The following is a 22,559-nucleotide window of genomic DNA, read 5'->3' as shown; positions in this document are numbered from 1 at the left end:
TTTACACGTCCAGTTCCTTGATCTTACGCGAGTGTTCCGCCAGGAAAACGCGACGGCGTTCCGCGTTTTTATCCTCCATCAGCTCAGTCACCAGTTTCGCCGCCAGGACGCCATCCTCCATTGTTACCCGCTTGAGCGTACGCCGTGCCGGGTCAAAGGTGGTATCGCGCAGTTCCTTCGGGTTCATCTCGCCCAGACCTTTGAAACGCTTGAACTCCAGGTTCTGCGCATCGGCATGGGTACGTACAAAGCGCTCACGCGCCTCGTCATTGAGCAGCCAATGCACCTTGCCCTTATACTTGACGGAGAACAGGGGGGACAGGCAATATACACATGCCCTTGCTCAATCAGATCGCTAAACTCCTGGTGGAAAAGCGTCAGCAGGAGGCATTGGATATGCAGGCCATCGACGTCCGCATCGGTCGCGATAATAACCCGGTTAAATTTGAGGCGGCTAATATCAAATACATCGCGCGTGCCGGTTCCCAGCACATTGATGATTGTGCGAATCTCTTCGTTCTCGACGATACTCTTCAAATCGGCCTTGGCCACGTTCAGGGGTTTGCCCTTGAGCTTTAAGACGGCCTGGAACTCGGAGAAACGCCCCTGACCGGCGCTACCACCCGCCGAATCGCCCTCGACGATAAAGAGTTCCGCGCGCGAAGCATCACTGGTGTTGCAACGCAGGAACTTCTTTGAGAGCGAGGTGTCGATCATCTCATTGTTCTTCTTGGTGCCCGCCCGCGCCAACTCCTCCACCAACTGAGCCTCATTGCGCGCTTTCTGCATCTGCTGAATTTTTTTCAGCCACTCTTTCCCGGCCGCGCTATTCTTCTCAAACCAGTCCTTCAGCCCCTCGTCAACGACTGAACGTACGATGCCTTCAATGGGAGCATTGTTCAGGCGATCCTTGGTCTGGCCCTGGAACTGGGGGTTGGTCAACTTGACCGAGATAACGACGTTTAGGCCCTGTTGAATCACCTCTGGTTTAAAGCCATCACGCTCGCGATTCTTGATCACGCTCAGCTTGATGGCATAGTCATTGATGACCTTGGTTAAGGCGGCCTTAAACCCGCTTTCGTGCACACCACCATCGCGCGTACGCACGGCGTTGGCGTAGCTATAGAGCGCGGTTTTATACCCTGTGGTAGGCTGGAGCGCCACCTCGACCGAGACATTATCCTTCTCTTTGGCGATGCCAAGCACATGCTTAAACATGGGGGTATTCGTCCCAGAGGAGAGATCACGTACGTAGTCTGGCAGACCCTCACGCGAATAGTACACGCGCCGCACCTGCTCGTTGAGGCTCTCATCCCAGGCCTCAAGATGGAAAGTTACACCGCGATTGAGATAGGCGGAGGCCTTCAAACGGCTATCGATGGCTTCAAGAGAGTAGTAGACATCGGGATCAAAGATGGTGCGGTCATACGCCCAGCGCAACTGGGTACCGTGTAATTTTGGGTCACAAGGCTCAATGTGGTGTGGCAGCGCGGTACCACGACTAAATGACTGGGTAAAACACTGCCCATCCTTCCAGATGGTCAATTCTAGCTTCTCTGAAAGGGCATTGATGACGGTCGAGCCAACACCATGCAGACCGCCTGCAGTCTTGTAGGCACCTTCAGCGAATTTGCCGCCTGAATGAGGTACTGTCAGGATAACCGTTGCCGCGGGCAGGTAATCCCCCTGGTAAAGCATAAGGTCAAAGGGCATACCTCGTGCTTCGTCACGTACCGTGACCCAGCCCTCCCGATCTATCGTTACCCAGATCTGCTTGCCATAGCCAGCTACAGCCTCATCAACAGCATTGTCAAGCGCCTCCCAAATCAGATGCACCAGTCCAGAGGTAGATGTTGAGCCAATATACATTCCCGGGCGATGTCGAATGGCGGAGATACCCTCGAGCACCTGGATATCGGCAGAGGAATATACTGCCTCCTTCCGGGCTCTAGGCGCCTTCGACTCAACGCTCTGTATCTGTTGTTTTTCTTCTCTATCTTCGTCTATACTCCGCGTCGCTAAGAATGAGAACTCCTGTTGCTGAAGGTCCGACTCATTCTGCATGGGAGGGAGTGCTTTTGGGGAACGAGACATCTAACCCTATACCTCTTTCAATGCGTTTATTGCCTAATCAGCATACAGCCTTAAACATGGAAAGTCAAGATAATCTCTAGCAATTTTGGATCAAAAGTTCTATTAGTCAAATTCTTTTTGTTCTTAGCATATCTGGTAATCATGCCAGGGCGCAAGATTAGCGCATGCACATGTTAGAATAGAGACGCCAATTTGGCAACTGTGGGTAGCACAAACGGCTGTGATATACTCAACTATCCTGGCCTCATTTTCGTAGTATAAGACAGCAAGGATAGAATTTCACCGGGAAAGGGCGCGAATTATCATGAAGCCAATTACAGGTCAGTATGAGTGTCAGCATCGCTCAGGGGTCGGTCTAGACTACTTTACCTCCCTCATTGACCGCCTTGTTCTCCAAGCGAATGGGCGCTTCGTCTTGATTGTCCAGGATCGCAGTCGCCTGGCCCATATGGCCCAGTCCTTCATCAAGGGCGAGCAGACCAACGCCACGGCGCCCGCCGCTGAGATCAGGCGTGAGGGAAATTTTTATCAGCAGGGCTCGCTACTGACCCTGCGCTTTGACGACGGGAACCAGGAGCAAGGGCAGTTGACGCCGCAAGAGGATGGCATCCAGTTGGGGAAGAACCTGTTCGCGAAGGTCTCAGACTCACCATCCCTGCCCTCGATGCAGCGCATGAAAAAGGATATGGACGATATCGCCAAAGGCATTAAGATCGCCACGACGCTGGGTGGAATGGCCGTCAAGGCCGCGAAAACCATCAATGATACGATTCAGAGCACACAGAAGCCAGATCCCGACGCGCAGCTAGCGGGTCCGAGCCAACCTACAGCGAATCCAAACTATCCCAGGCAACCAGTGCAGAACGTCGCTCCGCCTGCGCCCCAGCACCAAACTATGCCCACGCCGCCTGCGCCACCATCCTCGCCCCCCGTTGTCAGCCAAAATCAGGCGCCAGCAGCCAGTGGGCAGCCGATCTATTGTGAGCAGTGTGGCAATCGCTGTCGACCGGGGAAGCGCTTCTGTAATCGCTGTGGCGCGCCCCTCTTCTAGGCGCGCCCGGCCCTCCTATTTCTGCTCACGCATCAACGTATGATAGGCTGCGATGATACGCTGCATCTGCTGGGGATCGCCTCCCCGGTCCGGGTGGTACCGCTTGGCCAGCAGACGATAGCGCTGTTTAATTTGTTGAGGAGTCGCGTTCGCAGGCAGGCCCAGCACCGCCAGGGCCTGCTGGCGCTGCATGAGCACACGGGCTGGATTTGAATTGCTCTCCCAGAGCGCTTTCATACTCAGGCGCAGCATCTGCCATAGTAAGGCGCCCAGCGATTTTGGTGGTCGTGTACTCATTGTCCTCTCAATCTACAGTAAGCTCCTGCCCGACGCTACTAAAGTACGCGTCTACATATTATGCCCGTATATAATACACAGCTTCATGCTACTACATACCGCTATAGGTTTTCTGCCTGCCTTCTCTCCAATACTATACCCGAAATAGCGCTAGAAATGAAACGCTACACTATGCTCAACCGTGAATGATATACAGAAGATAAGGTCCTTTTTCTTGCTTTTCCTTTATCTTTCAGAAAATGCGGATAGCAGATCGAGCACTGTATAGTATCCAACGGGAGATGCAATTATGGCAAGCGGCATAAGCAATATGGAGAGTGAGGCGCACAAGAAAAAGAGCGCGACACAGCACCTCCTCCACGGGGCGGAAGCGGGCGGCAAGACCTTCCGCGAATTCCTGAACAAATTTAATAACGACTGGTCGTCGGGCCTGGCGGGCCTGCTGGCCTATAACATTCTGATGTCGATAGTGCCTATCGCCATTGCCTTGATCGCCATCCTGGGGTTTGCCCTGGGTGGTGTCACCGATACACAGCAACTTATTAACCAGGCAACGAGCTTCTTCCCAATCGCAGGGTCCAACAAGGCTGCGCTCAGCCTGGCGATTACGCAACTGCAGAAAAACGCCGGTTGGTTGACAATTATCGCCGTGGTGCTGGCACTTTTCAACGGCTCCAACCTGTTTGTGACCATAGAGAACTGCCTGGATATCGTCTACCGCGTACGGCCACGCCCTATGATACGCCAGCGCCTGGTCGCCATAGGCATGGTACTGATCTTTGTCTTTCTCGTTCCCATCATGGTCTTTGCCTCGTCGCTCCCCACCCTTATACTCGGATTACTGCAAAATAACCCGGCATTGAAGAGCATTCCCTTTGTATCAACCATCGCCGCAAACCCTGTGCTCTCGTACCTGGCAGGTTTTGGCGGTAGCGTCCTGGTAGGTTTTATGCTCTTCGAAGCCATTTACGTTATTGTCCCCAATCAGCAAATCAGCTGGAAGAATAGCTGGAAGGGCGCGCTTGGCTCGTCGATTGCCCTGGCTCTTTTCCTGGCGCTCTTCCCAATCTATGCGCGTTTTGGCCTGGGCAACTATACCGGCCAGGTAGGCTTCGCGATCATTTTCTTGATCTTTTTCTACTACTTCGCCACGATCCTGATGATTGGTGGCGAGATCAATGCCTTCTTTAGCGAAGGCGTACGCCCTCTCCCCAACAACCTGATAACGTTTGTCAGCACCATGGCGGGCAAGCTCAATAAGGATATTCCAGAGAAAGAAGCTGAGGCAATTGTAAATATCAAAGCCACCGAGCTTGCCGACCGCCAGCATGTTGCAGAAGCGCGGAAACAGGAGGAGCAGAACCGGCACCGCAACCAGGAGAAATTTCGCCAGACGCCAGGTTACCTGCAACACGGTTCAGCCGGAAACGTCCCTGCCGCTAAACCAAGCAAGAAAGGCATGGTCCTACAGGTGGCCGCTGGCTCCCTTGTCGCGGTCTTGCTCGAATGGTTCCGCCTGCGCCAGAGACATTAGATGCTCAGTAACCTCGGCCGCGAGTCCCTGTCCATCCAGACCATCGGCGAGAAGCGCGGCTCCTAGCGCACACTCGAAACCTTCAGGCTCGCTTGCCTCACGGGGAAAACCATAGACCTGGTAGAGGTCCCCGAGGCGAGCGAGCATCTTTTCGTTTACCAGCGGCACCGTGGCTGTTGATCCCGCAGGTATATAGCCTCGATCCAGCAACACGATATCTTCGATGTGGTGGATAGCTATAAGCGCCGCGAGGTCCTGGCGTAGATCCTCTTCCAGCGCCATGGCTAATTCCTCGCTCTCAGCCTGCTCGGGCGAGAAATAGGTGAGTGGCTTCTCGCCACAATCATCGATGATGCACCCATCATAGATCACCGTAATATGACGCGCTATACTGCTCATGTCAAGCAAGAGGAAGCGCATCTCTGGCCATACCGCCTCGCGCTGGCGCATACGGTAGAGCAAGGTCGCCGCCAAACTGAGGCGATCAGATCCCCCCATCTGGGAGCGATAACGCTTGCGGAAAGCCGGCACGCTCGGCAAATAACGCACACTCGGCAGGCAGTAGCTATGGTTATTGTAGACGCTTAACGAGACGAGAAAGCGCTGTAGCTCATCGTGCTCCTCAGCGCTAGCCGCGGTACAGAGCGAGAGCGAGACCTGGGTCCCTGGATCAAACGTAGCTAAAGGACGCAGGCCCGTTTCGAGCTGAGATGCCAGGGCCAGAGCCGGCTCGGGATAGCAGGCACAGAGACGCGATATATGCTCGGCGAGCAGTTCGCCTGTGGCGAAGGACCTATACTCGATGGGCTTTCCCTGCTCCAACACGCAAAGACGCCACTCACCATGGCGATACTCAAGACCCAGGCTTATATTCATGCTCTTCAATTTATCTCCCATGTATGGACACAACATATTGAAACACACAGCGCGTCCAATACTGTATTCCTTCGTTTTCCTTGACGTAACCTGTAAGAATCTGTTACACTTTCACTCAATTAGATGAGATGCCCCGTTTACCCAATGCCGTCCATGAACTCCTGGTTCTAGTGACAGAGTGTAGCAAAAATGCACGTGCCTTTTTGAGGTCCATGTAGCTTCGGAAGAGGTCGTAAGTATGCCTGGAGAGCAATCTATATCGACAAGTAATGAAGAGCACATTCGACTGAGAAACGCATTGCGCGAGAGCGAGTTGTTGCGCGAACTCTCAGAACTGCTGGCCTCTTCGCTGGACCCGACCCATATTTTACAGGTACTCGTGCGCCGTACCACAGAAGTGTGCGAAGTGCAGCGCTGCGCGGTCTGGCTCCTCGACGAAGCCCAGACTTCCTTTCTCCCCTCAGCCTATCACCTGAACGCCTCAAGCTTTCCGCCGAAGGCGCTCCAGGCCGCCGACCACGTCTGGCACCGAAGTCGCTTTCCCTTTCATGATCCTATTGTACAACACCTCGTACAACAACAACCCTGCCTGGCACTTAGCGATCTCGCCAGTACCCCCAGTTCCCACATGCGCCTGCTCGCTGATAAATTTCTGGTGCGCTCGATTCTATTGATCGCGCTCTTGCGTGAAGGCAAACCCGTGGGCATCATGTCGCTCGATAATCCCCAGCAGGAAACACTTTTTAGCGCGGAACAACAGCAGTTGGCACGCGCCATCGGGCAGCAGGCCGCGCTCACCATTCATAATGCCCGCCTCTATCAACAAGCACAGAGCGAGCGCAAGCGCGCCGAACGCCTGATCCAGCGCGCCCGCTCTATTTACCAGGTCGCTATGGCCGTCAACTCCGGTGAGGAGCTGGCGACGGTCTTGCATATTGCCACACAGCACCTCCAACAGGGCTTTGGTACGGGCAAGGCAGCCATTGCGCTTCTCTCCCAGGACACGACCCTGACCGTGATGATCCAGGGCGAGTCAACCTCCTCAACACCCAGCGAAGGCCCCCACCTGCCAGCGTTATCTCACTGTCAGCAAGCGGCCACAACGGGGAAGACCTACTTCATTCCCTCCGATCAGGCCACTCCACATGAGCGTGCCTGGTTTCAGCAACTTGGTTTTGAGCAGGTCCTCGTGGCTCCCTTGATGGGGAATCTTCCCCGCCAGCATAGTCGGCGGACGGCGCGTGGCGAGACCTCGTGCCTGGGACTGGCCTTGATTGGCTTTCCCCTGCATGCACGTGCCCCCTCGCAGGGATATCGCGCCTTTGCCCTGGATATCGCCGCTCAGTGTGCCCTGGCCATCGAGAAAGATCATATTTTGCAGGAGGCCCGCCAGGCCGCCGCCCTGGCGAATGAACGCGCCAATACACTTGATGCCATCTTCAACGCCATGAGCGAGGGCATCCTGGTCCTGGATATGCAAGGGGAGGCCATTCTCAGCAACCATATGGCCAGGCGCTACCTGGAAACCTCTTTTGACGCGCAAATTGACCTCTCCAAGCTCCTTCAACATCGACATATTTCAACCTTACGCGGCAAAACTATTCCACCTGAGCGCTTCCCGATTGTACGCGCACTACGTGGCGAATATATCCGTGGCGAGCGCTATGTGACTACAAGCGCCGATGGCTCCGAGCGTACCATGGAGATCAATGTCGAGCCGCTCCTAGACGATCAACAGCAACAGATTGGTATCGTCAGCGCATTTCGGGATATCAGCGAACAGATACGCAGCGAACGGCGCGTCCGGCGCGCACTGGATACCATGCTCCATGCTGCCGAGGCGGCTTCGGGCCTGACGAACCTTCACGATATGCTACAGAGCCTGCTGGGGAAAACCCTGGCTTCGCTGCATTGTGATCGCGGTATGGTCCAGCTCTACAACCAGGAGCAGCATGTATTTGAACCCTATCTCTCCATTGGTTTCGCTCCAGAGGAGGAGGAGCTCTGGCAGCAAGAGCAACAAACCTGGCTTATGCCAACAAAGGGACAGTACACGGGATTTCGGGAACACCTGCTGGCCGGGCACGCGCTCCAGGTCAGCGCGGAACAATGTCCGGAGCAGCCTAATCCCTTCGCCGAAACCATGCTCATCGCGGCTCCCATTATGCATCGTAACGACCTCCACGGGGTTATTCTGCTCGACCGCTCGACCACGCTGCGCAGGGAGCAGCATCCACAGGAGGGCGCGACACGTCCCCTGCGCCACCCGGTCTTTAATGTCTGGGATCTCGCGGTCGCCGAAGGTATCGCGCAGTTCGCGGGCCTGGCCATGGAACAGATGCACTGGCAAAAGGAGGCGACCCTCGCCCGCACCAGTGAGGAGCTTATGCGCCAGTCAAACGATCTGAAAGACGAATTTCTCGATATTACTGCCCATGAGTTTCGCACGCCGCTCACCATTATCGTCGCCCATAGCCAGATGATGGCGCGCCTGCTCCGCAAGCATCAACTTGAGCCAGTGCTCCAGGACAAATTGCATGAGAGCATCGCCACGATTGATCAACAGGGCCATCAACTCACTAACATCGTCAATACCTTCCTGGAGGTAACGCGCCTCAATCGGGGCCAGATCGTGCTCAATACAGAAGAACTTGATGTCCAGCGTATCGTTGAGCGGACGGTCGCCGAGCATGCTATGACCTCGCCCATGCATACCATCACCTGCCAGGTTCAAACAGGCGCGCACCCCTACCTCATCCTGGGTGATAGCGCCCGCCTCTCCCAGGTCTTTGCGAACCTCCTGCAAAATGCGATAAAATACAGTCCGTTCGGAGGATCTATTACTGTTACCTTGCAGCAGACACCTAACGCCAGTGGGGATCCCTTTGTAGAGATACGCATACAAGATCAGGGCATTGGCATCCCCCTCGATGCCCAGGCACGCCTCTTCGAGCGCTTTTATCGCGCCCCCAATATCGAAGGGAACAAGACCAGGGGCGTGGGCCTGGGACTGTATGTCGTGGCGCAGTTTCTGAGCCTGCATGGTGGGCATATCGGCGTCGAGAGTAGTGGTATTCCGGGCGAGGGCACTTGTTTTATTCTCACCTTACCATTAGTAGAAAGATCTGACATCATTGAAGCCTGAACTTCGCTCCTGGATCGTGGAACGCGCCAGGGAGGTACTGGAACAAGAAGAGTGTAAGGATGCCTCACATGATTTTGACCACTTACTTCGTGTCATGTCCCTGGCAGAGACGATTCAAGCCAGGGAAGGTGGTAATCTGCCCGTGATCTGGGCCGCGGTCGCATTTCACGATATCGGGCAGGAGCGCGAACGCCTGCATGGTGGCGACCATGCCGAGATAGGCGCGCATATGGCCGCCGACCTGCTCGCGCATACCCACTTCCCCCAGGAGAGCATTCCCCTGGTCCAGCAGGCCATTCGCGACCATCGCATGACAGGGGGCCAGGTTCCGCGCACCCTCGAAGGGCGTATCCTCTATGACGCAGATAAGATTGATTGTCTAGGCGCAATTGGGATTGCACGCCTCTTCTGCATTACGGGACGCTACAACCAGAAGGTCTACTCAGAGGTTCCCCCGAGGTCAGTCGACCTGTCGATCCCCTCCTCGTCCGCCAGCTCCGTCGGCGCCCTGACTATTCGCCAAGCATCGAGTTTGAACTGCTCTTCGATGCCATGCCCCAGCGCATGACGACCGCGACCGGCCGCGAACTGGCACAGGAACGCTTTGACTATATGGAAAACTTCTTCCAGCGCCTGCGCCAGGAAGTACAAGGAGAGCTGTAAAGATACAGGATGTCGAGGTGGGACGACGCTACGAAAGTACGCGTCTACATATGATCTATATGTAGACGCGTACTTTCGTAGCGTCGTCTAGAGGATGATGTAGTTAAAGGTTGCTTGTTTAGATGCAGGGGCCGTCAGGTGGACGGTGAAGCCGACGCCGGGCTGGAGCGTGACGAAATGCACCACCACCGGGCCAGGGTCAGATGTCAACGTGACCAGGACCGTACTGGTGGCACTGACCTGTTCATGATTAATGGTGACGTCGCGCTGAGCGCTCTCAAAGACACCACTCCCCGCATTCGTCGTCTTCCGTGCTGTCTGCACTGGTTTCAGGGCCGTAAGGTAAGCGCTATTACGCATCATCTCCATGGGCGTATCGGGCAGGAGACCAGGGGCGTGTGTAGCCATGACGTCCTCACTTGCACGCTTCTCGCTTCCCTTCTGCACGGCTGGCATATAGGCGCTCACGCTCTCCTTGCGGCGCGTCCCGGCGATGGGAACACGGGGAGCTGTGGGTGAAAGCGGGATCTGAGTAGAGGCCAGGGTCTCCTTCGCCATAGCCACAGGTGAGGCGGCCTGCAAATGAATTTTGGTAGTGTGGCCAGCCAGGCGATACCTGCCCCTGCCCGTCTGCGAGACGGCAACGCTTCCCATGGAGGAACTGATGCTCGTCATGGAGGCCGAGAATGAACCCATCGAAGATGGCAACGGGCGAAAGGCTTCATTCCAGGGTGTGTCAAACATCTGCTCCAGCGGAGGTATAGTCATCTGATCCGCAATATGCGCTGCCTCTCTCATCTCATTCATAGTCGGCATGCCATCATGAAAAGATGCCGGTATCGATGGAAAATCAAGCGTCTCTTGCGCAGAAATCGTGTTAACCACAACATTTGTAGTATCTCTAGCAGCAGTATTTCTATAATCGCCTGACTCCGGAGGTGTTCCGCTCCGTTTGTAGAAACCGATAGCCGCCAGCGATGAGGTGACACGCCGCGCGAAGCGGGTCAGCAGGTTATTCTCAGAACTCGCCTTCAGTTCGCCATTTTCACCCAGAGCCATGAGGGCCACATTTGTCTGCGTGGCCGCGGGTTCTTCGCCCAGATTACTGCGGTAAAAGGCTGGTGCCAGGCGCGATTGCAAGCTAATACGAGGTGGAATCAGCGTTTTGCCATAGATGGTATGACTCGAGTTCTTCACTTTCCCATCTACCCCCTCCCGCTCTCGACCAGCAGCCACAGATTTCTCATAGAATGTCTGCTCTATAGAGGCCGAAAGATTATACCTCTCTTTCGCCACATAAGTATGCCAATCTTGGTTCGTTGTTTCTACTTGTTCTCTATGCAAAGACATCGCTGCTCCCAAAAGTTTTTAGGATTATACGATACAGGTTGGAACGTATAGATGCAGTATAACACATATTCCACAAAAGATTTGCAAAAATTATGCAGATAGCACATTTGGATAATCTACTTTCCATACATTTCGAAATCCCAAATTTGCATATTGAATGCAATTTATAGACCTCATAGAAGATAGAAGATATCCATTCGAGACGCCGTAAACCTCCCCTGCGATGGACATTCTCTGAGTAAAGGGTGATGATGTGGCGCGTGGGCAAATGCCCACGCGCCACATCATCACCCTTTACTCCTGAGCGCCTGCGCGCTCAGGAGTAGGAAAAGAGGCTAACTTCTTGAAAGTCGCATAAGAAGTCGGTACAATAGGGCCTGATCTACTAGATCGTACATGCAAACACATGCATATTGCAGAAGCGCATCAAGACGCTATCAACAATATTTTTTCTAAGGAAGGGTTTTTCTCGCATGAAACTTAGTGGTACACACAAGTTCAAGTCTTCCAGCTCGCAGGTCTTCAAGGGCATACTCAATCCCTCCATCCTCCAGGCCAGCATCCCTGGTTGCCAGTCGATTGAGTTCCTCGACGCGAACCGCATCAAGGCATTTGTGACGACGCCCATCCCCGGACTGAAAGGTCCCTACGCGGTGGTCATCAACATCACCCGCGTTCAGGAACCCAACTTCATTGAACTTCAGATTCAGCGCCAGGGCACCGGCGGTTCGGTTAATGGCGTCTGCCAGATCAATATTTCCGACGAGCCCGGCGGCGCAGTGCTGGCGTATGAGGCCAACGCGGAGCTTGAAGGCGCGGTCGCGATGGCGAACAATCCCATCGGCAAGGGCGTAGTCAACAGCACCCTGAACACCATCTTCAAGAACCTGGATAACAATATCGCGTAATTTCTCGCAAACTCAATAAGCGGGTCCCTTGCTCTCGGATGAGAGCAAGGGACCCGCTTTTCTTGTTCCTGCTTATCCATTCGCCCGCCAGGAGATAATGGCATTGGGCATCTGCGGCAACGGGAAGGTCAGCATGGTCTCCCGCTCAACCAGCCAGGAGGCCAGCATGCCACGCAGTTCCTCCATAATCTTGGGATCCTCAGGCAAAATCAACTGCTCACGCATCTCCGCGACGGCCTCCTCTAGCGAGGCAAAGCTCATACTTTGCGTGGTAGAGACGACCTCGACATTGGCATAAATGCCCATTTCGTAGAGGACATCCAGCGCGTGGATATAGCCAGGGGGCAGGCAGCGAGGCTCTCCATGGAAATGCCGCCACAGGGGATCGCTGATCTCATCAAAAGAGGTGGCGCGCATAAAGAGGAAGCAGGTATGCTGCGTCGCTGCATGTAGCCTGGCGAGGAAACGGTCCAGATCAAGAATAGGGTAGAGCACGTGGCTGCACAGCGAGACATCTGCACGCAGGGCGGGGTCTGCCTCCTGCCATGTGCTGGCTATCGATGAAATATTCGTGATCCCGCTGGCCTGCGCATCCGCTTGTAAATAGCGCAACATACTTGCGTTTGGCTCGACCGCGTAGACGTGTTTCACCAGAGGTGCCAGGGCCAGCGCATAGCGTCCGGTGCCCGCCCCTACATCCAGCACCTCACTCTCGGGCGTAAGCACCTCACCCATTCGCAGCAGCAACGAGTTATCGGATTGAACTCGTTGGCTTGAGCGGTGATAGTTGCGCGCACGCCGATCCCAGAAGTCGGCACTGGAACGCCCCAGACGAGCATATGCCTCGTCCATCTGACGCGCCCTCGCCGTCAGGATCTCTTGCCAACGCGCAAGCGCCGTTTGCATTGTTTCTACCTCCCTGAGCGCTGAGCACAAGGCCTACAACGCGGTTACTCGCCAGCTGAAGCGGTCTGTGGCTCCTGGAGCTTGGATTGGAGACAGCTAAAGAACTGGTTGGTCATCTTCTCGGCGGTGCCATTGATCAGGCGCGCGCCGACACTGGCGATGGAGCCGCTAATTGTCACCTGAGCATTCCAGTCCATCTTCGTCTGGTTGGCATCGATGGCGCTGAGCTGCATATCGCCCGCGAGGTCGACCGCGCTGCCAGGTGCTTTGCCTCGTGCCTTGACAGCCATAAACTCGGGTTCGCGCTTCTCAGGGCGCGTGACATCCAGGTTAAACTTGGCCTTGACTGGTCCCACGCCGACCGCGATCAGGGCCTTCCAATGCTCGTCGCCCAACTGCTCCAGGCTCTGAAAGCCCGGCGCACAGCTCGCCACATTATTCACATCTAAGAGAAACGCCCACACCTTCTCAATAGGGGCAGCGATCGTTTGCGAGCCAGAAAACTGCATAGCACATTATCCTTTCCACAATTCCTACTTGTCACGCAAGCAAAGCGTCGTTACCATCATATCACATCAACGCTGGGACTAAAGAAGCATATCCAGAGAGGCTCCACTACTTCCTGGCGCATAACTATCCAGTCGTGTTATACATTCTTGCAGAATCCTCGTATAGATCGATGGCTCTGCTACCGCTGGCTGTGAAATGGGGATAACTGGTGTGTTTATGTGGTACAGTAAGAACAAGAACGACGATTACAGCAACAGAGGTAGGTCAGTGAGCCTGCGGGAAGAGAAGATTGCCCTCATTCAAGCGGGTGACTTTAATGAGTATCGCGGATTATACTCTCTCGAACGCTTAGGATCGGCCTCCATCGCCACAGGACCAGCAGGCAAACGTCTTATTCTGGTTCTGGGGAAAATTACCCGCCAAGTGTCTATCGAGCCGCGCCGTATCCAGCCAATTCAGGGAGAGGGAAAGTGATTGCGTGCTTCGAGGAAGTCTGAAGCGCGGCGACAGAACAGGCCAATCCATTCATTACGGACAATACCAGGCCTTATGAGGGGCCGAATAAAAGAAAGGGGTAGATCGATATCATGGCAAGTATAACTCAGTTGAAGCGCAGCAGCCCGGAAGCCGAGGGCATCCCCTCCTCGGCGGTCCTGGACTTCATCCGGGCGATTGAGCAACACACCCACCCGTTGGACGCGGTGCAGGGCTTCATGCTTCTGCGCCACGGGAACGTGGCGGCAGAGGGGTGGTGGACGCCCTATGGGCCCCAATCCCCGCACTCGCTCTACTCGCTGAGCAAGAGCTTCACCTCCACCGGCATCGGCCTGGCGGTAGCCGAGGGGTTGCTCACGGTGGATGACCCTGTCCTGAAGTTCTTCCCCGACGACTCCCCGGCGAACCCTAGCGAGAACCTGAAGGCTATGCGAGTGCGGCACCTGCTGTCCATGAACACCGGCCACAAGGAGGACACGTCCAGGCACGTGTTCGGAGGCGAAGACGACAACTGGCCCCGCACTTTCCTGTCGCTGCCCGTGGAGTACCAGCCCGGCACGTGGTTCGTCTACAACACCGCGGCCACCTACATGCTCTCGGCCATCATCACCAGACTGACGGGTGAGCCCCTGCTAGACTACCTGCGCACGCGCCTGTTCGACCCGCTGGGCATCGAGAACCCCACCTGGGAGACCGACCCGCGCGGCATCAACATCGGCGGGTCCGGCCTACACATCAAGACGGAAGACATCGCCCGCTTCGGCCAGATGTACCTGCAGAAGGGCAGCTGGCACGGCAGGCGCATCCTGCCGGAGGCGTGGGTCGCCGAGGCGACGAGCGCCCATTCCGACAACAGCAATACCCAGGCCAACCCCGACTGGACGGTCGGGTACGGCTACCAGTTCTGGCGCTGCCGGCACGACGGCTACCGCGGCGACGGCGCCTTCGGCCAATACTGCATCGTCATGCCTGAGCAGGACGCGGTGCTGGCCATCATCGGCGGCGTGCGGAACATGCAGGCTGTACTGGACAAGGTCTGGGAGCATCTGCTGCCCACCATGCAGCCGGAAGCGTTGCCCACCGACCCGCAAGCCTATGGTGGGTTGTATAACAAGCTGGAGGTCCTGTCGCTACCGTTACCGAAGGGGCAGCCCTCGTCACCCAAGGCAGAGCAATGGTGGGGAAAAACGTACAAGCTAGAGAGCAATGATCTGAAGATGGAGAGCGTCGCGATCAAGTTCGGCGACGAGCGCGGCACGCTCATAGTGAGCGACGAACGCGGCGAGCACCCGATGCAGGTCGGCTACGCCACATGGCTGAAAGGGACCACCGACATGCGCGGGCATGGCGACGAACCCGTCGCCGCGTGCGGCGCCTGGACGGCGGAAGACACCTACGAGGTGAGGATCTGTTATTACGAGGGCGTGTTCTGTCCGGTCTTCCGCTTCCACTACACGAGCGGCGAACTGCAACTGGAAGTGGAACCGAACGCATCCTGGGGCTCCACGACGGTCACGACGATCACCGGTCGCGTGTTCGGTTGAAGTAACCCTAAGATCCTTGCCAAAATAGGCAATAGGGATGTGAGTGAGCTTCGCAAGCTGGCCAGTGTTGCCAGCTTCGCGAGCTATCTTACCTCGATTATGGAGCTCTCTCCCGATGCGGTTACGGGAAAGCCCGACTTGCAAGCCTCGCTTCTGGTGGCCATTGCGGAGGTCAAGGAGTACAACCGAAAGCGTGGGCGCTCACCTGGGCGAGGTCTGGAAAAAGCGCCTCCTCAATGGATTCATCACCGCACTGAGGTTCGAGTACGCAAAGTAGCCCCTGATGCCTCCGGGCCAAAGGGGGTAGAGGATGGTAGAGAGTGCTTGCATCTCTGGTAGTCCATCCGGTGAGGATTGTCGTTCCCCTCACGAAGCAAAAGGACATGCCTTGTCTCGTGAAAACAAGTGGCTATTGACATCCTCCCCACGGCTCAAGCCGGGGGATTCCTCGAGTCACCTCGAGGGTTTCCTGCTTCGCTGAGTCTTGCCAGAACGAGACAAAACCCGTCCAGGTCTTACAGCCTCTCCACAGGCATTGAGGACCGTGAGCCCCACGGACCTAATATTCTTGGCTGCGTTGATATCGCGGTCGTGCTGCACAGCACACGCTGGACACGTCCACTGACGGACATCAAGCGCTAAGGAGTCAAGGAGGTGACCACACTCAAAACACCGCTTACTGGAGGGATACCACTTGTCAATTTTGACAAGATCTCGACCGTACCAGTCGGCTTTGTATTCCAGTTGGGTCACAAACTCACTCCATCCCACATCACTGATGGCTTTGCTGAGGGTTGGATGCTTGACCATGTTCTTGACCTGCCAACGACTCGACACATACCACTTGGTTCTCGTGTATGAGTCGGGTCGAAAGTTTCTGCAGGCGCGTCACGGCGGCGATCAGCGATGCGGGCATGAATGCGAGCTACCTTGAGACGTGCTTTGTCTCGGTTCTTCGAGCCTTTTTTCTTCCTGGCGTGCCGGCGTTGGGCTTTGGCCAGGTTCTTTTCATCCTTGTGAAAGAATTTGGGGTTGCCTACCACTTCACCGGTCGAGAGCACCACAAAGGACTTCAAGCCAAGGTCAGCTCCAATCGCCTGCTCATTGGCGGGTACATGCTCAATCTCGTCTTCCACAAGGATGCTGATGCGCGTAGCGATTGGCACAGTCTTTGGAGAGGGTCACACTCGAAGGGGGTGCGTCTTTTGGCAGAGGGCGCGACCAGCGTATATCAAGGGGCTCACTCATCTTGGCAAGTGTGATCGTTCCATTGTGCCAGGTAAAAGCGTTGGCGGTATAGGTGGCGGATTGCTTGTTGCGTTTTTTGTGGAAGGTGGGGTACTTGGCACGCCCTTCAAAGAAGTTGAGAAACGCTTTGTCCAGATGACGAAGAGCTTGCTGCAAGGGCACGCTAGAAACGGCATTCAACCAGTGCGTCTCTTCTTGCTTTTTCACGTCAGTCAACAGGAGACTCAACTCTTTGTAATAGAGTCGCTGATGGTCGTTGTAATAGGCATCGGTTTTCTTGCGCAATGCCCAGTTATAGACGCGCGCGACAGCACCCAAAGGTTTGAGCAAGGATCTGCTGTTGTTCTGGCGTGGGATACACGCGGTACTTGAAAGCGCGTTTCTGTTTCATAGGTTACATTATAGCAGTTATAGTGTAAAAATGCAACAATTTGCACTGCCCTATCCACCTCAAAAAAGGAGCGCGCCATTCATCCCCATGTTTGAAAACCTGTCTTTTACCCACATTTTACAATCAGATTTTGTGGAACAGCACAGGAGGCCAACTTCCCCCTGTTGAGTGTTTCACAAACACATGTATAGCGATCGACTTGCGAAGCCCCTCCAAAAAGATGTGGGTAAAAGACAGTGTTTGAAAACAGGGGCCTTCTGGCGCAGTTAGATAAACCACGAGAAATCACTAGACAATGTTATGCCGTTGGAACTATAGTATAAAGGACATCAAGAGCGATGTCCGATCCTTTGCCTATTCGGGTGCCCTCGCACACGTCAGTGCGGGACTCGGCGCTGAGACCCATAGAGAAGATGGTACCTGAACACTCGCGACTTCAGCGCCAAGCCCTGTTTGCCTTGCAGGATCCTCGAACGGATCGATCTCTCTGCTACTAGCGGCAAGTTGTGGCATATCAGGCATGATAACGTACTTGCAGGATCCTCGAACGGATCGATCTCTCTGCTACGTACTTTCTCGTGACCCTTGGCGATGATCTCTAAGCTTGCAGGATCCTCGAACGGATCGATCTCTCTGCTACAATACCGGCATGGAAGAAGAGATGAGAGAACGGTGGACTTGCAGGATCCTCGAACGGATCGATGTCACTGCTACTATTCGCAATGATGTGTCCCTTGAGCTTGTCATGGACTTGCAGGATCCTCGAACGGATCGATGTCACTGCTACTTGTACTCTGCAATATCCCCAGCGTGTACGATAAAGCCTTGCAGGATCCTCGAACGGATCGATGTCACTGCTACTTATCCCCGCTGGCACGTTTGGTAGTCTGCTTTTAGTCTTGCAGGATCCTCGAACGGATCGATGTCACTGCTACGCTGACATGCAAACGCGCTATAGCTATGGAGATAACTTGCAGGATCCTCGAACGGATCGATGTCACTGCTACATTGATACAGCCGGCGCCGCTGGCGGCATGGCTACAACTTGCAGGATCCTCGAACGGATCGATGTCACTGCTACGCAAGCTCCCTCCTATGAATGCAACTTAGAGGCGTTTGCTTGCAGGATCCTCTACCGGATCGATGTCACTGCTACATCGATGATGATGGCAGTGGTGCGGGCATGGTGGCACTCTTGCAGGATCCTCGAACGGATCGATGTCACTGCTACCTCATGCCAGAACCTGCCACGCCCAAACGACTTTTGCTTGCAGGATCCTCGAACGGATCGATGTCACTGCTACTGCTGTAATACGCCAGATCAGCGCCTGCCTTGTGACTTGCAGGATCCTCGAACGGATCGATGTCACTGCTACAGAAAGCTACAGGAAGTAACAACTGAAGTCTTCCATGACTTGCAGGATCCTCTACCGGATCGATGTCACTGCTACATCATTGCTGACACTGGCTATGAGTTCAAAAAGACATCTTGCAGGATCCTCTACCGGATCGATGTCACTGCTACCGCAGGGCTTCTGTCAGAAGATCATCGATGCTCCGGACTCTTGCAGGATCCTCGAACGGATCGATGTCACTGCTACGCTCAGCCAGGTACATGACACACTGACCAGTCACGCTTGCAGGATCCTCTACCGGATCGATGTCACTGCTACTATCCGTGGATAGAAGCTCGCAAGGGCAAGAATAGACACTTGCAGGATCCTCGAACGGATCGATGTCACTGCTACCCAGACGAGATGCGCCAGACAGCAGCACTTGCACACGCTTGCAGGATCCTCGAACGGATCGATGTCACTGCTACCAATTCAGGCGGTAGCCCGATCACATTTGCGACTACCCTTGCAGGATCCTCGAACGGATCGATATCACTGCTACGAATACCATCGATCAATACCATGCTGCAATGATCGGCTTGCAGGATCCTCGAACGGATCGATGTCACTGCTACACGAGTCAGGTGGCAATCCAAGCGCGGTGAACAATTCTTGCAGGATCCTCGAACGGATCGATGTCACTGCTACACAACATAACTCCCGTTCCGTTGTTTCCGCCTGTGATCTTGCAGGATCCTCGAACGGATCGATTTCTCTGCTACGAATACCATCGATCAATACCATGCTGCAATGATCGGACTTGCAGGATCCTCGAACGGATCGATGTCACTGCTACTGGACGCGGCGGCGCGCCACCTGCTCGCCAGCGCAAACTTGCAGGATCCTCGAACGGATCGATGTCACTGCTACTAGCAACTGGAAGCCTTAGCCCCTTGTGTGAAATGTGCTTGCAGGATCCTCGAACGGATCGATGTCACTGCTACCTTATCCTTATATTCTGCTCTAATTTGTGCAAGAACTTGCAGGATCCTCGAACGGATCGATTTCTCTGCTACATTATTTTAGGTACGCCTGACACCTTATCATTGGCGCCTTGCAGGATCCTCGAACGGATCGATGTCACTGCTACAGAACAAGATGCTCCGGACTCTTTTGTGTTTGGGGGCTTGCAGGATCCTCGAACGGATCGATGTCACTGCTACGGCAATTTAGATGAAGCTGGGCTGGCGCGTGTTGAGTCTTGCAGGATCCTCGAACGGATCGATGTCACTGCTACGTCTTGCATTGATCACCTTCCTTGACTGATCAGCCACTTGCAGGATCCTCGAACGGATCGATGTCACTGCTACTACTATCACGGTGCCCCTGGGGGCTTTTGTGAGCAGTGGCTTGCAGGATCCTCGAACGGATCGATGTCACTGCTACCCTGCCGCGTTCCGTGTCGCGTGTCTCTTCGCTGTCATGCTTGCAGGATCCTCGAACGGATCGATGTCACTGCTACAGAACAAGATGGTGGTCACGAGCGCGGTAAGATCAAAGGCCTTGCAGGATCCTCGAACGGATCGATGTCACTGCTACCCACCACTTATTGTTATGTTATTCAATACACCATCGAACTTGCAGGATCCTCGAACGGATCGATGTCACTGCTACGTTAATAGTAGCACTGTCGTTGCCTCAAACATGAATTGCTTGCAGGATCCTCGAACGGATCGATGTCACTGCTACCATATCATGCCCCCGTCGTTATCCCACGCGAAAATACTTGCAGGATCCTCGAACGGATCGATGTCACTGCTACCCAATGGTGTCCTGGCCTGCATCCTTCTATGTGGACCTCTTGCAGGATCCTCGAACGGATCGATGTCACTGCTACCCGGGATGAGGTCTACAACGCTGAGACCGAGCGCAACTTGCAGGATCCTCGAACGGATCGATGTCACTGCTACAGATTATGGAGATGGCAGTGAATACCGCACTTGGGACTTGCAGGATCCTCGAACGGATCGATGTCACTGCTACAGTGATGGCATCGACTGAAGATGAATTTGGCTGATCCTTGCAGGATCCTCGAACGGATCGATGTCACTGCTACAAAGCGGTGCGCTCAAGAATGGTCTCCAGTTCCTGGTCTTGCAGGATCCTCGAACGGATCGATGTCACTGCTACGTCTCTGCGTTGCCATTGTCTTCGCTGTTCTTGTTGGCCTTGCAGGATCCTCGAACGGATCGATGTCACTGCTACGTTGGACAAACAGCGGTACATCCGCCAGCGCCTTCGTCTTGCAGGATCCTCGAACGGATCGATGTCACTGCTACCATTTTCCAGCCCACGGTAGCAGGCCCGCCACCGATCTTGCAGGATCCTCGAACGGATCGATGTCACTGCTACGCTATCCCCTATCCTTTGTCCAGCTCTACATACGACTTGCAGGATCCTCGAACGGATCGATGTCACTGCTACCTTGAGTTACTTCTACTCCGTTTTTGGCCGTGAGAACTCTTGCAGGATCCTCGAACGGATCGATGTCACTGCTACCGCGGGTTGGGAAATGGGAGTGGCTGGTGTGTTTTCATATTTTATTGGTTTTGGGCCGTTTGCTGAATGCCTCAGGGCTTCGGTTTTGTTCGATGTACCTCTGCTAGTATAGCATATCTGGTGTGTTTTCGAAAATCGTTTTTTGTCCAAAAAGTAGGGGGATTTTCGGACGCCTTTTGCCCGTTTATTATTTTATAACTTATTTTTCAGGTGTCTTTTATGGCATATCAGGGCCAGGTTGGCCCTCTTTTGCTTTGAGGCTCGGGGGATTTTCGGAGAAGGCTCGGGAAAGGGCAGAATTTATGGGGGTTGGGGAAGAGTGAGCTAGAGACGGTGGCTAAAAGTTTCATTCTCTCTTGCATGAAAAGATGCTTTTGCTTTTGGTTAAAGCATAGATTTGAAGATGAGGTAGCTATTCCTTCTGTAGCATATGGCAATTTTATAAGTGAAATTTTCCTTGCGACTTTTCCGCTGGTTTGGCGGAGACCAGGCTCTATACTACTTTCATAATCACAGCCTTTACCTGATTGGGCTGGATGAAGAGAAGGAACATCATGATCTGGTGGCAGGCTCTTTGGGCGAGACTAATTCCACACAGCTCATGCAGCAAGAGAGGAAGCGAGGTTTTCCCATATGGATCTGATCGTTGAAGGAAAAGGGCTTTTCATTGGCAAGCATCAGGGACGCGTTCGCGTCTACCGAGAACAGAAAATGGTTCAGGAAGCACCATTGATACATTTGAAACAGATTATGATTGTGGATAGCGGCGTTGGCATTTCAAGTGATGTGGTCAAGATGTGCAGTGAGGAGGGAATTCCGATCCATTATCTTAGCAGGCATGGACGAACTATTGCGGGACTCTATACTTCAGGCCTGGTGGGCACAATTCTTACGAGACGCGCGCAATTGCTGGCATACGACACACCGCAAGGAGTAATGGTTGGGAAGGCTTTCGTCAGCGGGAAGATCCAGAATCAGTTGAACTTGCTACGTTACTTCGCCAAGTCGCGCAAGGAGTCGGAGGCAGACTTTTTCCAGGTGACTCAGGCAGCGGCAGACACGCTCCGTGATCGCATGCTAGAGGTGGAAAGGCTCTCAGGCGAGACCATTCAAGAGATACGCGACCGTCTGCTTTCCGCTGAAGGACGAGCGGCACAGTGCTATTGGGGCTGTATCGCACGCATTCTTCCGGAAACTCTCCAGTGGCCTGGACGCGAAACGCAAGGCGCTAAGGACCTCTTTAACTCCTTGCTCAATTATGGTTATGGGGTTCTGTATGCACAGGTTGAACAGGCCATCCTCCTCGGAGGCCTCGATCCTTACGCTGGCTTTCTCCATGCTGATCGACCTGGCAAACCAAGCCTGGTACTCGATCTCATCGAAGAGTTCCGTCAATGTGTCGTCGACCGCACAGTGATTGGATTGATAAACAAGCATGTTCAACTTGAACAAGATGAGGAACGCCTCTTGACCGAAAGCACACGCCGTAAGCTTGCGGAAAAAGTGCTGGAGAGGCTTGACGGTAGCGCAGAGCTTTATGAAGGCAAACGCCAGGCGCTACGCTTCATTCTCCAGAACCAGGCTCGCCACCTCGCCAGCTTCTTGCGCGGTGATCGCGCATGCTACGATCCTTTTATTGCTGGCTGGTAAGGAA

Annotated in this window: 16 protein-coding genes, 1 pseudogene and 1 CRISPR repeat array; of the genes and pseudogenes, 9 read left to right on the top strand and 8 right to left on the bottom strand. The window is 54.3% G+C overall.

The features are described from left to right. Position 1: 1 nt before the first annotated feature. Positions 2 to 187, bottom strand: coding sequence for a hypothetical protein (locus tag KTE_RS25590; RefSeq protein WP_201385993.1), 186 nt, complete (start codon positions 185 to 187; stop codon positions 2 to 4). Continuing rightward, positions 184 to 2,094, bottom strand: coding sequence for a toprim domain-containing protein (locus KTE_RS25585; protein WP_201385991.1), 1,911 nt, complete (start codon positions 2,092 to 2,094; stop codon positions 184 to 186). The genes KTE_RS25590 and KTE_RS25585 overlap by 4 nt, the downstream gene beginning before the upstream one ends. Positions 2,095 to 2,398: 304 nt before the next feature. Between KTE_RS25585 and KTE_RS25580 the strand changes: the two genes are divergently transcribed. Further along, positions 2,399 to 3,145, top strand: coding sequence for a zinc ribbon domain-containing protein (locus KTE_RS25580; RefSeq protein ID WP_201385990.1), 747 nt, complete (start codon positions 2,399 to 2,401; stop codon positions 3,143 to 3,145). A gap of 15 nt (positions 3,146 to 3,160) precedes the next feature. Here KTE_RS25580 and KTE_RS25575 read toward each other — a convergent pair whose 3' ends face one another. Further along, positions 3,161 to 3,442: a J domain-containing protein gene (locus KTE_RS25575; protein WP_007923439.1), complete on the bottom strand. Its 282-nt coding sequence runs from the start codon at positions 3,440 to 3,442 to the stop codon at positions 3,161 to 3,163. A gap of 289 nt (positions 3,443 to 3,731) precedes the next feature. On the opposite strand from KTE_RS25575, the gene KTE_RS25570 reads away from it, so the two are divergent. Then, positions 3,732 to 4,976, top strand: coding sequence for a YihY/virulence factor BrkB family protein (locus tag KTE_RS25570; RefSeq protein WP_201385988.1), 1,245 nt, complete (start codon positions 3,732 to 3,734; stop codon positions 4,974 to 4,976). Here KTE_RS25570 and KTE_RS25565 read toward each other — a convergent pair. Then, positions 4,908 to 5,852 (bottom strand): DUF1464 family protein, encoded by a 945-nt coding sequence (locus tag KTE_RS25565; protein ID WP_201385987.1) that lies wholly within the window; start codon positions 5,850 to 5,852, stop codon positions 4,908 to 4,910. The two genes, KTE_RS25570 and KTE_RS25565, sit on opposite strands and share 69 nt — an antisense overlap. A 238-nt stretch (positions 5,853 to 6,090) precedes the next feature. Here KTE_RS25565 and KTE_RS25560 point away from each other — a divergent pair, with 238 nt between their 5' ends. Continuing rightward, on the top strand, positions 6,091 to 8,997 hold the full coding sequence (locus KTE_RS25560) for an ATP-binding protein (protein ID WP_201385986.1): 2,907 nt from the start codon (positions 6,091 to 6,093) through the stop codon (positions 8,995 to 8,997). Further along, positions 8,987 to 9,565: an HD domain-containing protein gene (locus KTE_RS25555; RefSeq protein ID WP_201385980.1), complete on the top strand. Its 579-nt coding sequence runs from the start codon at positions 8,987 to 8,989 to the stop codon at positions 9,563 to 9,565. Before KTE_RS25560 ends, KTE_RS25555 begins: the two co-directional genes overlap by 11 nt. 182 nt (positions 9,566 to 9,747) lie before the next feature. On the opposite strand, the gene KTE_RS25550 is transcribed toward KTE_RS25555, so the two are convergent. Further along, complete coding sequence (locus KTE_RS25550; protein ID WP_201385978.1) at positions 9,748 to 10,857, bottom strand: hypothetical protein; 1,110 nt, start codon at positions 10,855 to 10,857, stop codon at positions 9,748 to 9,750. A 626-nt stretch (positions 10,858 to 11,483) separates the two neighbouring features. Here KTE_RS25550 and KTE_RS25545 point away from each other — a divergent pair. After that, a complete protein-coding gene (locus KTE_RS25545) occupies positions 11,484 to 11,918 on the top strand; it encodes a CoxG family protein (protein WP_201376435.1) in 435 nt (144 codons plus the stop codon). 72 nt (positions 11,919 to 11,990) lie between these two features. Here the strand turns inward: KTE_RS25545 and KTE_RS25540 are convergent, their stop codons facing one another. Then, positions 11,991 to 12,824: a bifunctional 2-polyprenyl-6-hydroxyphenol methylase/3-demethylubiquinol 3-O-methyltransferase UbiG gene (locus KTE_RS25540; RefSeq protein ID WP_201385976.1), complete on the bottom strand. Its 834-nt coding sequence runs from the start codon at positions 12,822 to 12,824 to the stop codon at positions 11,991 to 11,993. A gap of 44 nt (positions 12,825 to 12,868) precedes the next feature. Next, complete coding sequence (locus KTE_RS25535; protein ID WP_201385974.1) at positions 12,869 to 13,333, bottom strand: CoxG family protein; 465 nt, start codon at positions 13,331 to 13,333, stop codon at positions 12,869 to 12,871. Between the two features lie 268 nt (positions 13,334 to 13,601). On the opposite strand from KTE_RS25535, the gene KTE_RS25530 reads away from it, so the two are divergent. From KTE_RS25530 to KTE_RS25520, 3 genes are all read left to right on the top strand, one after another. Further along, positions 13,602 to 13,808 (top strand): hypothetical protein, encoded by a 207-nt coding sequence (locus KTE_RS25530; protein ID WP_201385972.1) that lies wholly within the window; start codon positions 13,602 to 13,604, stop codon positions 13,806 to 13,808. A gap of 113 nt (positions 13,809 to 13,921) precedes the next feature. Further along, positions 13,922 to 15,373, top strand: coding sequence for a serine hydrolase (locus tag KTE_RS25525; protein ID WP_201385970.1), 1,452 nt, complete (start codon positions 13,922 to 13,924; stop codon positions 15,371 to 15,373). A 39-nt stretch (positions 15,374 to 15,412) separates the two neighbouring features. Continuing rightward, the gene (locus KTE_RS25520; protein ID WP_201385968.1) at positions 15,413 to 15,712 is read left to right on the top strand and encodes a hypothetical protein; all 300 of its coding nucleotides are present in this window, start codon (positions 15,413 to 15,415) and stop codon (positions 15,710 to 15,712) included. 114 nt (positions 15,713 to 15,826) lie between these two features. Here the strand turns inward: KTE_RS25520 and KTE_RS25515 are convergent. Continuing rightward, positions 15,827 to 17,012: pseudogene (locus KTE_RS25515) on the bottom strand (RNA-guided endonuclease InsQ/TnpB family protein). Between the two features lie 457 nt (positions 17,013 to 17,469). Further along, positions 17,470 to 20,905: direct repeats of the CRISPR family, unit length 37 nt; unit sequence CTTGCAGGATCCTCGAACGGATCGATGTCACTGCTAC. A gap of 633 nt (positions 20,906 to 21,538) precedes the next feature. Between KTE_RS25515 and cas1 the strand changes: the two are divergent. Further along, entirely contained in the window at positions 21,539 to 22,555 is a 1,017-nt protein-coding gene (cas1, locus tag KTE_RS25510) for a CRISPR-associated endonuclease Cas1 (protein ID WP_201385966.1), read from the top strand. Positions 22,556 to 22,559: the final 4 nt, after the last annotated feature.

The sequence above is a fragment of the Ktedonobacter sp. SOSP1-85 genome, from assembly GCF_016587415.1.
Lineage (GTDB): Bacteria > Chloroflexota > Ktedonobacteria > Ktedonobacterales > Ktedonobacteraceae > Ktedonobacter.
This window is presented reverse-complemented; position numbering and strand designations above follow the sequence as displayed.